Origin of the sequence: Staphylococcus muscae, assembly GCF_003019275.1 — a bacterium.
In the GTDB taxonomy this organism is placed as follows: domain Bacteria; phylum Bacillota; class Bacilli; order Staphylococcales; family Staphylococcaceae; genus Staphylococcus; species Staphylococcus muscae.
In genome coordinates, this window is the sequence record NZ_CP027848.1 from 1,024,355 (window position 1) to 1,037,809 (window position 13,455).

Annotated in this window: 11 protein-coding genes and 1 rRNA gene; 1 reads left to right on the plus strand and 11 read right to left on the minus strand. The window is 38.8% G+C overall.

The annotated features are described in order from the left end of the window. Nucleotides 1–54 precede the first annotated feature (54 nt). The 8 genes from C7J88_RS05110 to C7J88_RS05145 form a co-directional block, all read right to left on the minus strand. Nucleotides 55–1,605: ribosomal RNA gene (locus C7J88_RS05110) — 16S ribosomal RNA — on the minus strand. A gap of 527 nt (nucleotides 1,606–2,132) precedes the next feature. Next, on the minus strand, nucleotides 2,133–3,197 hold the full coding sequence (locus C7J88_RS05115) for an Mrp/NBP35 family ATP-binding protein (RefSeq protein WP_095117557.1): 1,065 nt from the start codon (nucleotides 3,195–3,197) through the stop codon (nucleotides 2,133–2,135). Between the two features lie 172 nt (nucleotides 3,198–3,369). Continuing rightward, the gene (locus C7J88_RS05120) at nucleotides 3,370–4,842 is read right to left on the minus strand and encodes an MDR family MFS transporter (protein WP_095117558.1); all 1,473 of its coding nucleotides are present in this window, start codon (nucleotides 4,840–4,842) and stop codon (nucleotides 3,370–3,372) included. 80 nt (nucleotides 4,843–4,922) lie between these two features. Next, the gene (locus tag C7J88_RS05125; RefSeq protein WP_095117559.1) at nucleotides 4,923–5,378 is read right to left on the minus strand and encodes a SepA family multidrug efflux transporter; all 456 of its coding nucleotides are present in this window, start codon (nucleotides 5,376–5,378) and stop codon (nucleotides 4,923–4,925) included. A gap of 27 nt (nucleotides 5,379–5,405) precedes the next feature. Further along, entirely contained in the window at nucleotides 5,406–6,731 is a 1,326-nt protein-coding gene (gene sdrM / locus C7J88_RS05130; protein ID WP_095117560.1) for a multidrug efflux MFS transporter SdrM, read from the minus strand. A 100-nt stretch (nucleotides 6,732–6,831) separates the two neighbouring features. After that, nucleotides 6,832–7,530: a PAQR family membrane homeostasis protein TrhA gene (trhA, locus tag C7J88_RS05135; RefSeq protein ID WP_095117561.1), complete on the minus strand. Its 699-nt coding sequence runs from the start codon at nucleotides 7,528–7,530 to the stop codon at nucleotides 6,832–6,834. 8 nt (nucleotides 7,531–7,538) lie between these two features. Continuing rightward, nucleotides 7,539–8,729 (minus strand): UTP--glucose-1-phosphate uridylyltransferase, encoded by a 1,191-nt coding sequence (locus tag C7J88_RS05140; protein WP_095118152.1) that lies wholly within the window; start codon nucleotides 8,727–8,729, stop codon nucleotides 7,539–7,541. A gap of 60 nt (nucleotides 8,730–8,789) precedes the next feature. Further along, the gene (locus C7J88_RS05145) at nucleotides 8,790–9,302 is read right to left on the minus strand and encodes a metal-dependent hydrolase (RefSeq protein ID WP_095117562.1); all 513 of its coding nucleotides are present in this window, start codon (nucleotides 9,300–9,302) and stop codon (nucleotides 8,790–8,792) included. Nucleotides 9,303–9,479: 177 nt separating this feature from the next. On the opposite strand from C7J88_RS05145, the gene C7J88_RS05150 reads away from it, so the two are divergent. Beyond that, nucleotides 9,480–9,740, plus strand: a complete 261-nt coding sequence (locus tag C7J88_RS05150) for a SunI/YnzG family protein (protein WP_095117563.1) — start codon at nucleotides 9,480–9,482, stop codon at nucleotides 9,738–9,740. A gap of 145 nt (nucleotides 9,741–9,885) precedes the next feature. Here the strand turns inward: C7J88_RS05150 and C7J88_RS05155 are convergent, their stop codons facing one another. The 3 genes from C7J88_RS05155 to C7J88_RS05165 all read right to left on the minus strand — a co-directional run bounded on the left by C7J88_RS05155 (nucleotide 9,886) and on the right by C7J88_RS05165 (nucleotide 13,431). Further along, nucleotides 9,886–11,256 carry a YjiH family protein gene (locus C7J88_RS05155; protein WP_095117564.1) on the minus strand — a complete coding sequence of 457 codons (1,371 nt, stop codon included), beginning with the start codon at nucleotides 11,254–11,256 and terminating at the stop codon, nucleotides 9,886–9,888. 184 nt (nucleotides 11,257–11,440) lie between these two features. Further along, nucleotides 11,441–12,403 (minus strand): FecCD family ABC transporter permease, encoded by a 963-nt coding sequence (locus C7J88_RS05160; protein ID WP_095117565.1) that lies wholly within the window; start codon nucleotides 12,401–12,403, stop codon nucleotides 11,441–11,443. Continuing rightward, nucleotides 12,400–13,431 (minus strand): FecCD family ABC transporter permease, encoded by a 1,032-nt coding sequence (locus tag C7J88_RS05165; RefSeq protein WP_371866983.1) that lies wholly within the window; start codon nucleotides 13,429–13,431, stop codon nucleotides 12,400–12,402. Before C7J88_RS05165 ends, C7J88_RS05160 begins: the two co-directional genes overlap by 4 nt. Between the last annotated feature and the right edge of the window lie 24 nt (nucleotides 13,432–13,455).

Genomic DNA, 13,455 nt, shown 5'->3' on the forward strand with positions numbered 1-13,455 from the left:
TGTCACGCTAATCCGCTTATCACCTAAAGGTGATATTCCGTATATTATCCTTAGAAAGGAGGTGATCCAGCCGCACCTTCCGATACGGCTACCTTGTTACGACTTCACCCCAATCATTTGTCCCACCTTCGACGGCTAGCTCCAAATGGTTACTCCACCGGCTTCGGGTGTTACAAACTCTCGTGGTGTGACGGGCGGTGTGTACAAGACCCGGGAACGTATTCACCGTAGCATGCTGATCTACGATTACTAGCGATTCCAGCTTCATGTAGTCGAGTTGCAGACTACAATCCGAACTGAGAACATCTTTATGGGATTTGCTTGACCTCGCGGTTTCGCTGCCCTTTGTAATGTCCATTGTAGCACGTGTGTAGCCCAAATCATAAGGGGCATGATGATTTGACGTCATCCCCACCTTCCTCCGGTTTGTCACCGGCAGTCAACTTAGAGTGCCCAACTTAATGATGGCAACTAAGCTCAAGGGTTGCGCTCGTTGCGGGACTTAACCCAACATCTCACGACACGAGCTGACGACAACCATGCACCACCTGTCACTTTGTCCTCCGAAGAGGAAAACACTATCTCTAGTGCGGTCAAAGGATGTCAAGATTTGGTAAGGTTCTTCGCGTTGCTTCGAATTAAACCACATGCTCCACCGCTTGTGCGGGTCCCCGTCAATTCCTTTGAGTTTCAGTCTTGCGACCGTACTCCCCAGGCGGAGTGCTTAATGCGTTAGCTGCAGCACTAAGGGGCGGAAACCCCCTAACACTTAGCACTCATCGTTTACGGCGTGGACTACCAGGGTATCTAATCCTGTTTGATCCCCACGCTTTCGCACATCAGCGTCAGTTGCAGACCAGAAAGCCGCCTTCGCCACTGGTGTTCCTCCATATCTCTGCGCATTTCACCGCTACACATGGAATTCCACTTTCCTCTTCTGCACTCAAGTTTTCCAGTTTCCAATGACCCTCCACGGTTGAGCCGTGGGCTTTCACATCAGACTTAAAAAACCGCCTACGCGCGCTTTACGCCCAATAATTCCGGATAACGCTTGCCACCTACGTATTACCGCGGCTGCTGGCACGTAGTTAGCCGTGGCTTTCTGATTAGGTACCGTCAAGACGTGCACAGTTACTTACACGTTTGTTCTTCCCTAATAACAGAGCTTTACGATCCGAAGACCTTCATCACTCACGCGGCGTTGCTCCGTCAGGCTTTCGCCCATTGCGGAAGATTCCCTACTGCTGCCTCCCGTAGGAGTCTGGACCGTGTCTCAGTTCCAGTGTGGCCGATCACCCTCTCAGGTCGGCTACGTATCGTCGCCTTGGTAAGCCGTTACCTTACCAACTAGCTAATACGGCGCGGGTCCATCTATAAGTGACAGCAAAACCGTCTTTCACTATTGAACCATGCGGTTCAATATATTATCCGGCATTAGCTCCGGTTTCCCGAAGTTATTCCAGTTTTATAGGTAGGTTACCCACGTGTTACTCACCCGTCCGCCGCTAACGTCAGAGGTGCAAGCACCTCGTCTGTTCGCTCGACTTGCATGTATTAGGCACGCCGCCAGCGTTCATCCTGAGCCAGGATCAAACTCTCCATAAAAGAAGTAAGCTTGATATAGCTCGATATAGCTCGTTTGATTGTTTAAGTCAATCACTCTTGAAAGTACTACTCTGAGTACTCAAATTATCGGAATTAACGTTGACATATTGTCATTCAGTTTTCAATGTTCATCTTCACTTGAATTAAGTTTTAACAACTTTATTTGTTTCAAGACTTAATCAATCATAAATCATTTTAAAAACTTTATCAATAGTAACTTTTACACTATCGTTTTCGTTCGCCTTTGATTTATGCTCAATCGTCGTTTTTGCGACTTTAATATCTTAACAAGTGATTTATTTGTTGTCAACCATAAAATAAAATTCATTTTTTATTTTTGATTTATATGAACTCTCGCTCACAAGAAATTATTCTACTGCCTTTACAAGAAAAAATCAAGTCTCATTTTTAATTTTTATATTTTTATTTTTACGTCTCACAACACAATACGACAACGATACTGATATATAATAAAAAGCCAGAAAAGATGCTACTTCAACACCCTTTCTAGCTATGATCTCTTCATATTACTTCGCTGTTTTCTCAATAATTTTACGTGCAATAGATTGATAGATTTCACCTAATTTATCTTCTGGCTGATAAATAGATGGTGCAAAGTCTACTGGTTTCCATGATGGTTGTTCTAATGGTAATTGGCCAAGAAGGTCTGTTTGCAACTCATCTGCAAGCTTTTGACCGCCACCTTGTCCGAATACATATTCTTTGTTACCTGTTTCTTTACTTTCAAAGTAAGACATGTTTTCGATAACACCTAAAATAGAATGCTCTGTATGTTTTGCCATTGCACCGGCACGTGCTGCAACAAATGCTGCTGTTGGGTGAGGTGTTGTGACAATAATTTCCTTACTTGATGGTAGCATTGTATGAACATCAAGTGCCACGTCTCCTGTTCCAGGCGGTAGGTCTAGAATAAGATAATCTAAATCTCCCCATTTTACATCAGTGAAGAAGTTCGTCAACATTTTACCTAGCATAGGTCCACGCCAAATAACAGGTGCATTTTCTTCTACAAAGAATGCCATTGAGATGACTTTAACACCATGACGCTCAACTGGTACTACGGTTTTACCTTCAATACCTGGTTTTTCATCAATACCCATCATATCAGGAACACTAAAACCGTAAATATCTGCGTCGATCAGTCCGACACGCTTGCCTTCACGCGCAAGTGAGACAGCTAAGTTGACAGCAACAGTTGATTTACCAACGCCGCCTTTACCTGAAGCAACAGCTATAAATTCTAAGTCATTGCCTTGTGCGATAAATTGTTCGATCGTTTGTTGTTCTTCTTCCTTGCTACCACGATATTTGGATACCGTTTCTTCCGGTAGTTCTTCAAAGCGAATACCGACTGTTTTCGCACCGTTTTCTTTTAACTTTTCAACAATTTCCATTTGTAAATCTAATTGTGTTTGTCCACCTAATTGCGCCATCGCAACTTTGACACTCACATGTTCTTTCTCTTCTTTAACTGATACATCTATGACGCCACCTGTTTCACTAAGTGGCACATGAATAATTGGATCATTGATTTCTCCAACGAGTGTTTTCACTTGTTCTACTGTTAACACGGATGATCTCTCCTTTTTGTACACGTTTGTATATAGTTTAACAAAATATAAAGCGATTGCATAAGGTAAAAGCCCTGATTTCTCGCAAAAAGTCCCCTATTCCTAAAAAACTGACTCGAAAAGTCTACATTAAGGCTTTCCAAGTCAGTTTTTTCTGCTTAATATCTAATTATTAATGTGCCGTTTTATTAGACGCTTGCCATTGCTTACGTGGTTTAGGCGTTTTAATTTTTTTACCGCGATCATATATGAAGAAACTGATAACAAATCCGATAAGCACTAGGACTGTTGTAACATAAAATGCCAAATCAACACCTGCTGCCATTGCTTCTCGTTGTACAAGTGATGTTGACATACCTGTTGGGGCAACATAATGTGCGGCGCCAAGTGACATCAACGTCACCATTAATGCTGTTCCCATAGAGCCAGCAATTGTTCGCAATGTATTCATAATCGCCGTGCCATGTGACATCATTTCATTTGAAAGGGAGTTTATTCCCGCAGTATTCAACGGCATCATAATTAACGAAATTGCGAACAGACGAATAGTGTACATACTAATAACATAGAGATATGCTGTATGTCCTGTTAACTGAGACATCATAAATGTTGAAACTAATAATATTGCAAACCCCGGTATGACTAGTACCCGTGCACCAAATTTATCATAAAGTCGTCCCGTAATAACGGACATAATACCATTAATAACTGCGCCAGGTAACACAACTAAACCGGATAACATTGCTGATAAGCCTAAGGAGTTTTGGACGTACAATGGAATTAACAATGCAGGCCCTACCATAGATGTAAAAGCGATCATAGAGGCGATAGATGTCAATGTAAAAGTGCGTGTTTCAAAAGCGTGTAAGTTCAAAATTGGATTGTCGATTTTAAGTTGACGAACAACAAAGATACCGACAATTAAAAGGCTAATTAATAAACTAACAAAGACAATAGGATGATGGAAACCTTGTGACCCTGCAATACTGAAGGAATAAAGCATCAGCCCAAATCCTAATGTAGAAAGTACGACAGATAGCTTATCCAAAACAACAGGTCTCGTATCACTAAAGTTACGCATGTAAACCATTCCGAATATATAACCGATTACTGCAACAACAACAACGACATACAGCGGCGCACGCCAAGAAAAATGATCTACGAGCACACCGGATAACGTAGGTCCAATTGCCGGTGCAAACTGAATAACCAATCCGGAAAGCCCCATGGCGAATCCACGTCGGTCTTTAGGGAAAAGTGAAAACATTGTAAATTGACTCAGTGGCATGATAATACCTGCACCCATCGCTTGTATCACACGTGCAATCATCAGTGTCATAAAGTTTGGTGACAAGGCAGCAGTCACAGAACCAATTAAAAACATCCCCATTGCTATAATGTACAATCTACGCGTAGGGATGCGATCCATAAAATAGGCTGTCAGCGGAATCATGATACCATTCACAAGCATAAAACCAGTAACCAGCCACTGGGATGTACTCTCATCAATGTTTAATCCATGCATAATTGCAGGAAGTGCTGTATTCAATAAAGTCTGGTTCAGGATGGCAATGAAGGCGCTGATGAGCATGACTGCAACAATAATATTTCGTTGCTCTCTACTAACTTGAACTTGAGATGTCATATTCATTCTCCTCTCTTTCAACCATTTTATTCTACGCCTATAAATTTCTATTGGCAAATTAATAAACCGACACCCCCTATTTATGGACGTCGATTCAAATCTTCAGAGTCTGGGTAGAAGACTTCCTTGCATAGATATAAAAAAGCAATAATCAACATCAATACCCAGTAATCAATATGAATTTTTGTATAATAAATATGCACCATATAATAGAACATTACAACCATTACTGTATAGGTAATCAAGTGAAATGTTGTCCCTTTTAAATACGGGCTGGCATACAATTTTTTACGCAAAAGGTCCATCGTATATTCGATACAAAATATGACGAAATAACTCAATAAAATATAACTGCCATAATATATCAAATTGTCATAAAATCCTTTGTTGTATTCAAACTCACCTAACTGTAAAAAAATCAAAATACGACTCAAACCATATAAACCAAATGCTAACAATATTAAGAAAACCATACCTGAAATGATAAAAATAGAGAGTACAACAAATAAGGACATCATATTAAATTTACCTTTCATGCTGTTCCCCCCATTTCCTATCACTTCTTAAACTTCATGTTTGTTCACGACAGACCATACAATCATCAACATGAGTACGACAAACAAGCTCGTTGCCATTACATTTTGAATTGGCCATGATGTCCACGATACTTGCCATGCGTAAACTATACCAACTACTGCCGAGCCAGTCGCATTGCCCAAATTACGTGTCAATGTAAATAACGACATCATTTTCTTCATATGATTTTGTGTCGCAGTTTCTTGAACAACAATACTATCTTTTGTATAAAGCATACCAAAACTCAATCCTACGACAAACATCACAATGGCAATGATACTGATTTTTGTTGCACCGAGAAACATACTCATACTTCCCAATATGAGTATAGTAAATGCTAACAAGTAAATCCCTTTCGTCGAGAGTCGTGCTTCTATTTTATCCAGAGTAAAATTAATGAGCAACCATGCCATTGTGAGCGGAAAAACAATCAAACCACTTTGTAGCGGTGTCAAATGTAAATAGTCTTGCAAATACGTTGGCACAAAGACATTGAAGCCAATCAATACAAATGCAACGAAGAAGTCTGTAAAAAAAGCACGTGAAATTTTAGGTTGGAACTCACTCATCGGTAAAAATGGTGATGTATGACGTCTCGATACATAAAACAAGAATACACTACATAAAACTACCAAGAAAATACCTATTGATGAGAGCGTCAATGAGATGGGTGTTACCATCGCTCCAATTAACAAGAAAATAAGCACATAAAATATAAGCATTCCCGCATAATCTACTTTTTGTCGTACAACTTTTTCATCTTCAAAATGATAGGCATAAAGTACGAAAAAGAAAGCAACCAACCCAATCGGAACATTGATATAAAACAGCCAATGCCATGTCGCAACTTCTAGTATAAAACCACCAAGAAACGGACCTAAAATACTAGAAATACCCCAAACACTTCCTACAATCCCCATTACTTTATATCGGAAGGGTATTTCGAAAGCTAACTTAGGAATTATTTGTGCTAAAGACATATTCACCCCTGCACCGATACCTTGAATGAAACGGGCAATAATTAACACTTCAAAGCTCGGACTTAAACCAGACAGTAAACTACCGCCAATAAACAACACTAATCCTATCATTGTGACGTAGATCACCTTCACACGTGACATCAACTCACTCAACAGCGGGATAACGAGAACTATCCCTACGAAATAAACAGTAAAAACAAGCGAAATCGGCAGTGTTGCATTGAGATCATCTCGAATAGTAGGTAAGGCAAGAGAGACGATAGATGTTTCAATTGCGGACATAAACATAATGAGTACGAGTGAAATAATGACACTAATTTTTTTAAAACTCATCATAACTCTCCTTTCAAACATTTCACACAAAAGGCTAGGGTTCACTTCAACAATGAATTCCTAGCCAACAAATACTACTTATTTATTTAAGTTCTTGGTACTACATAAAATAGAGAATGCCTACGAAATGGAAAAGTGAGGCAATCAATATAAAAATGTGCCAAATCATGTGGAAGTATGGGCGATTCTTTTGAGCATAAAACCAAGCACCAATCGTATATGAGATACCACCTAGTAAAATAAAAATTAAGAACCACCATAACCCTTTGCCAATGATAATAGGTCCATAAATAATACCTACCCATCCCATTAATAAATAGATCATTAAGCTGAGTTTAGGATTCACTTTTGTAGCAATCGCTTTATATAAAATTCCCCAAATTGTAGTTGCCCACAAAATAATCATAATCGTCCAACCGAGCCAACCGCCTACTAACACGAGTGAGACAGGCGTGTACGTTCCTGATATTGCGACATAAATCATACTGTGATCAATAATACGCATCACGTACTTATGCGGAGAATTTTGTTGCATGGAATGATATACCGTTGAAGACATAAACATTAAAAACAAACTTATTACAAAAATAGAAACACTGACCGACATTAAAACACCGTGGTTAATGTAACTATAAACTGCAGCATATGGCAATGCGATCAGCATCAGAATCGCTGCCACACCATGAGATACAGAATTTCCAATCTCTTCACCAAAAGTTAATGGATTGATTTCTTTGAATGTCTCAAGGGCTGTTTTTTTCTTCACCTTCTTCGCATTCACTGCATCTACTTTCGACATCTTATCACCTACTCTATAATATTCAAACGTCTCAAGTCGACAGTTGCCGTCTCAACGCTGTCTTTACCTTCTTTATTCTTTAATGGACTAAACTCTTCTTCACGTGGTACTTGTAACGTGATGAATGTATTTGCGTATTCGAAAATATCAAAATAAAATAACTCAAATTTAAGTGTTGGCCGTGTTACTACACCAAAGTCTTCATCTAACTGTTCAAGTTGTTTGATTGCTAAATGATATGGTAATGCTTTATCTACTGCTTGATTGATAAAATCAAGACGGAATGCATGAATACCAATGTTAGCATTGTTAAAGTTATCCGCTGCACCATCAGCTAGCTCAGAATACTCTAATACAGCATCTTTGCCTGCTTTCGATACAAGTCGTCCTACTGACTCCCCCGGTTTTGGCGCAATTGACTTCGATGTTACATCCTTTTGATGGTGCACCGTAAACCCTGCGAATAATGGATCTAAGACACGCACAAGCACATTATCAATATTGTTCATAAATACATACTCGTTACCATTTTCAATCATCTGTGACAGAAAACCTGCTTTTTTCAATGATTTGAAGACACCACCATTACCGTTTGGCGTTTCCATAATTCGACCTGTTTTATCAAAAATCAACTGTCCCGCTTCATTCAACGCCACCATATTATCTTGCTTGTAAAAATAAATATGTTCTTGTGGGTAATTAAAATAGCGATGTGTTTCAAAAAACGCACGTGTTTCTTCATCGTTGATATCACTTGTCATAATATACCAATCAACGAAACGCCCTGTATCTTTTTGAAGTTGTAACAATTGATCTGCTTGTAGTTCAAACAAACTTTTATTACCTAGCGTAAATGTTCCTTTAGGCCCTTTATGTCCTAGACGAGTGCCTTGCCCACCAGCCATAAGTAATACCGCAAACTTACCATCACGAATGGCTTCCAATCCTTTTTCAGTATATAAAGCAATCGCTTCATCTGTTAATGATGCACGTTGCTCAAAGTCAACTTCTTGAACGTCAGAAACATCATCAATCTCTTGTCTATTCACATAAACATCATTGTATAACGACTGAATATCTGCCAAATCTAATGACTGGATTTTATCATTTAGACGTTCTTTTTCATTTGTACTCATCATTTTTTCATATTCACACAAATGTGCCTGATTAACCTTCTCTAATTTATTCTTATCTAACATAACTTTGTATTCCGCTCCTTTTGAATGAATCATTCATATACTTCACTCTTTTCTATCCAATTACATGCCGTGAAGTAGTGAGTCAATAATGTTCCTTAATCCTTCATCAAATAGTATGTAAATCGTCAAAATACTAAATGTAGTTGCCAAAGACAAATCAAGTAGGCCACCCGTTTTAAATTGAATCGGGAATCTCACTTTGATTGGCAACGGAAATAATAGATGAACGCCTCTAGGGGTCAACATATCTAATATTACATGTGAAAGCATACCACAGATTATAGAAATCATGTAGTATATCGGTGTTTGTATCGTATACAATAACCCGTATATAATGGCAATAAACAATATCGAATGCGTTAATGTCCGATGACCAAACAAACGTTTGACAATCCAACTCAAAAGTGGAACTTTGCGTCCTATCTTACTCTGTGTATGGCAAATATCTGGAAATATACTCGCAATACTTGCGATGACCATACTTGTGACGGTTTCAAAAATATCTAACTCGAATTGCATTGCAACTGCTGTACCGACTAACAAACCAGCTGCTGCATGTGTTTTACCTGTCATGAAGCGGCTCCTTTCAATAATAAAAAATTATAGCACAAAACACCACTTCATACGAACGTATTTTCGCTTTTAAATAGTATGTCACATTTGTTTAAAAAGTATCACATATTAACTTGCATTTTTTGTGTGAATGCGTTATCATATAACTACAAATTAGTTAAAGGATGTGTCAGTCAAATGGCTATGACAGTTAAGAAAAACGACAAAGAAGTACAAATTCAATGGAGAGTTGCAGATATCCGCATCCCTAATGAATCTATTAAAAATGTTTCAGAAGACAAAGATATCCATGCAGTACCAGAGTTAGACAGCAAGCACGTTTCTCGTATCGGTTCAACATTTGGTAAAACGAACCGTGTCATTATTGATACTGAAGATCATCAATACATCATCTATACATTTAACGATAAAAAAGTTTACAACGAAGTTACGAAATAAGTAACTATATCATTATAAAATAAACGGCGTTCTCTTTCGGGAGAGCGCCGTTTTTTTATCATCATCAACCGGACATTTTTCTTTTTTATGCGTACAAAAAATGGAACAGCCTAAGCCATTCCACCTTTATAACGTATATATGATTTTAGAAAAAGATGTGCGCGAATAAAACGATAACTGGTAATGTGATAATTGTACGAATTAGGAAAATCAAGAATAATTTTCCTAGACTGACTGGTATTTTAGAACCTAGAATCACACCGCCAACTTCTGATAAGTATATTAACTGACATACGCTGAGCACACCTACTACGAAACGAGTTAAGTCACTTTGAACACCTTCAATGAGAATAGACGGTAAGAACATATCTGCAAAACCAATAATCATTGTTTCAGATGCTGCAGCTGCTTCTGGTACTTGTAATAGTTCTAAAAATGGTACGAACGGTTTACCAATAATAGTAAAAATGGGTGTGTACGTTGCTAATATTGTTGCAGCTGTACCAATTGCCATGACAACTGGAATAACGACTAACCACATATCCATTACAGTGCGTACTGCTGTATGAACATAACGCTGGAAGCCCGGTGCATGATAGCCTGTTTCAACTGCATCACCATATCCTTTTGCGAGTGCTTCTTTGTATGAATAACGCTTCTCTGGACGTTCTTTTGCAGAAACACCATCTACATAGTTGTCTTCTACCGAACGCAATGGCCAAATACGTGGCATGATTAATGCAGCTACAAAACAAGCTACGATAACTGTGAAGTAAAAAGCAGCAAAGCGATCGATTAAACCAATTGTTTCAGCAATAACAATCGCAAATGTTAAAGATACAACGCTGAACGTTGTCGCAATAACTGTCGCTTCTCTTCGTGTATAGAAGCCTTGCTCATATTGTTTACTCGTAATCATAACACCGACTGTACCGTCACCAATAAAAGATGCTAAGTTATCAACAGTCGAACGTCCTGGCAATGTAAATAAAGGACGCATAATGGGTCTAAAGATCGGTCCCAAAAATTCTAACAAACCGTACTCTAACAATAATGGCAAGAAGATTGCAGCGAAGAAGAAGACTGCAACAAGCGTTGGGAGTAAGTCACCAAAGATCAAGGCACCTGTATCTTCAGATGTCACCCATTCTGGTCCGACTTGTAAAAACGTAAGCCATGCAAAGACAACCGCAAATAGACGTACGATAACCCATGGCCAAGTCACATTAAAAGTATTGACCATAAATTCTGATTGACCTTTTTTGTTATGCCAAATCAAACTATATAAAATTGTTAAAATCCCGGAAATTGTAATAATTGCAATAATTAAGTATGGCATTACGCCACCAATTGTGTCTTTGAAAATACCTGCTAAAAATGCGATTGGCAATGTCGTTTTACGTTGCCCATCTTCTACAATTGGCACAGGTACTAAAAATAAAATAATACCGATTAACGACAACAGAATAAACTTCCATTTTCCTACTGTATGCTGCTGTTTTGTTAAGTTATCCATTTTATCCATCCTTCTTTTTTTGTCAGTGGTTATGGCTAAAAATGATATATCAATTGTATGTGACTCTGATCATTATGTAGTTATATAAAAAATCATCTTTATCCTATTGTTTATAAATTATACATAGGATAAAGATGATATGCAAGAATCATTTGAATATTGATACAATAAAATGCATATTCAATTACATCTTTCTTAAAACAAACAAGAAATAAGGTGCTCCAATAATTGCAATTAATACACCGACTGGAATATCAATTGGGGGCGCAATAATACGAGCAGCTGCATCACCCACTACCATTAGCACACCACCGATTAAGCCAGACATCATAACAATATGAAAATGTTTATGCCCTACAATACTGCGCGCAATATGAGGTGCAATTAAACCTAAAAAGCTCAACCCACCTACTACTGAGATTGCCGACCCTGCTAACATTACAGCTGCCAGTAATAGCATCATTTTAACTCGTTTAACCTCTGTGCCGAGCGCAGTGGCTACTTCATCACCTAAATGTAAAATATCGAGTTTGTGACTGTAATATAAAATAATCGGGATGCCCACACATAACCATGGCAAGATGGTCATGACGTGATGCATAGAACGACCAAACAAACTACCTGTTAGCCATACAAGTGCAATGTTAGCTTCCATCGGATGACGGATTAGCAAATATTGTACAACCGCCATAGCGATGGCACCGATTGCCATCCCTATCAAAGCGAGTTGTGAGCCTTTCACGTTTTTATAGCTGATGAGAAGTGATAAGATGATACTGATCACGAGTGCCCCTGCAAATGATGCAACTGGCAAAATGAAGAGCGGTGCCGTTGGAAACACAATAATTACAATAACTGCTGCTAAACTTGCTCCTTTCGTAATACCAATCACATCAGGGGATGCCAATGGATTGCGAACAATTCCCTGAATGACAGCTCCAGAAATCGATAATGCTGCCCCCACTAATACTGCTAATAACATACGTGGTACGCGATATTCTGCAAGGATAAAGTTACTGTTCGTCCATACTTCTTGAAGTACTTGCGTAGGAGCAATCCACACAGCACCTGCACTTAAACCTAAACATGCAAAAACAATCAGTAGCAGGATCACAATGATATAACGTTGTTTTAAATGTACTCTCATCGTGTACGCACCCCTCTCAAAGTAATCCATAAGAAGTAAAAGGCACCGACAAAGGAAGTGACAATACCGACAGGCGATTCGAATGGGAAAGCAATCAGTCGACTTAACACATCTGATAAGAGCAACAAGTTAGCCCCCATAATCATGGATAACAAAATAATTAAAAAGTAATTACGGTTAAGATAGTATTTCACAATATGTGGAATAATCAAGCCGATAAATCCGATTGGCCCTGCAATGGCAACACAAGACCCCGCCAAAATAACAACTAAAAATCCTGCTATCGCTCTAATAACTTGTGTATTTTGTCCGAGTCCTGTTGCAATTTGATCACCCAAATCGAGTACAGCAAGTTGTTTCCCTAATAACAGTGCGCCAATCAATCCTGCAATCAAAAATGGTGTCACCTTCGCAATATGTACCCATTTAATCGTATGCAATGCACCGACGAGCCAGAACATCACTGTCGTTGTCGCATCTTCATGTAACAAAATAATTCCTTGCGTCAAGCTTGTAAAGAACAAATGAATTGTCATACCAGCAAGTGCCAACTTAATCGGTGTCATACCTTTTGTTGTATCTGCCAACAAGTAAACTGTCAAACCACCGATAAACGCACCGACAAATGCAAATACCACGTTGTAGGCTGCAAACGATGGAATAAGTACGGTAATTAACACAACAGCAAATGAAGCACCGGCGTTAACACCAAATATCTGTGGTGATGCCAATGGGTTACGCGTGATAGCTTGCATCAATACCCCGGCAACACCTAACGCAGCACCAATCATCACGGCAGCAACCATTCTAGGCATGCGTACGTTATGTATAATAAATGTTGATTTCGTTTCTTTAACAGAGAAAAAATAATCTACGAGCGACTGAAAGTTAATTTTGGACGATCCGACTGCAAGATTTAAATAGATTGCAAAAACAAGAAAGCACACGCTCACAATAAATGCGAGCGTGGTGCGTCTCTTTTGGTGATGTCCATCATATGATTTCATTGTTTGTTTTAACATAGCCAATCACCTTTATTTAAGTCATTCAAG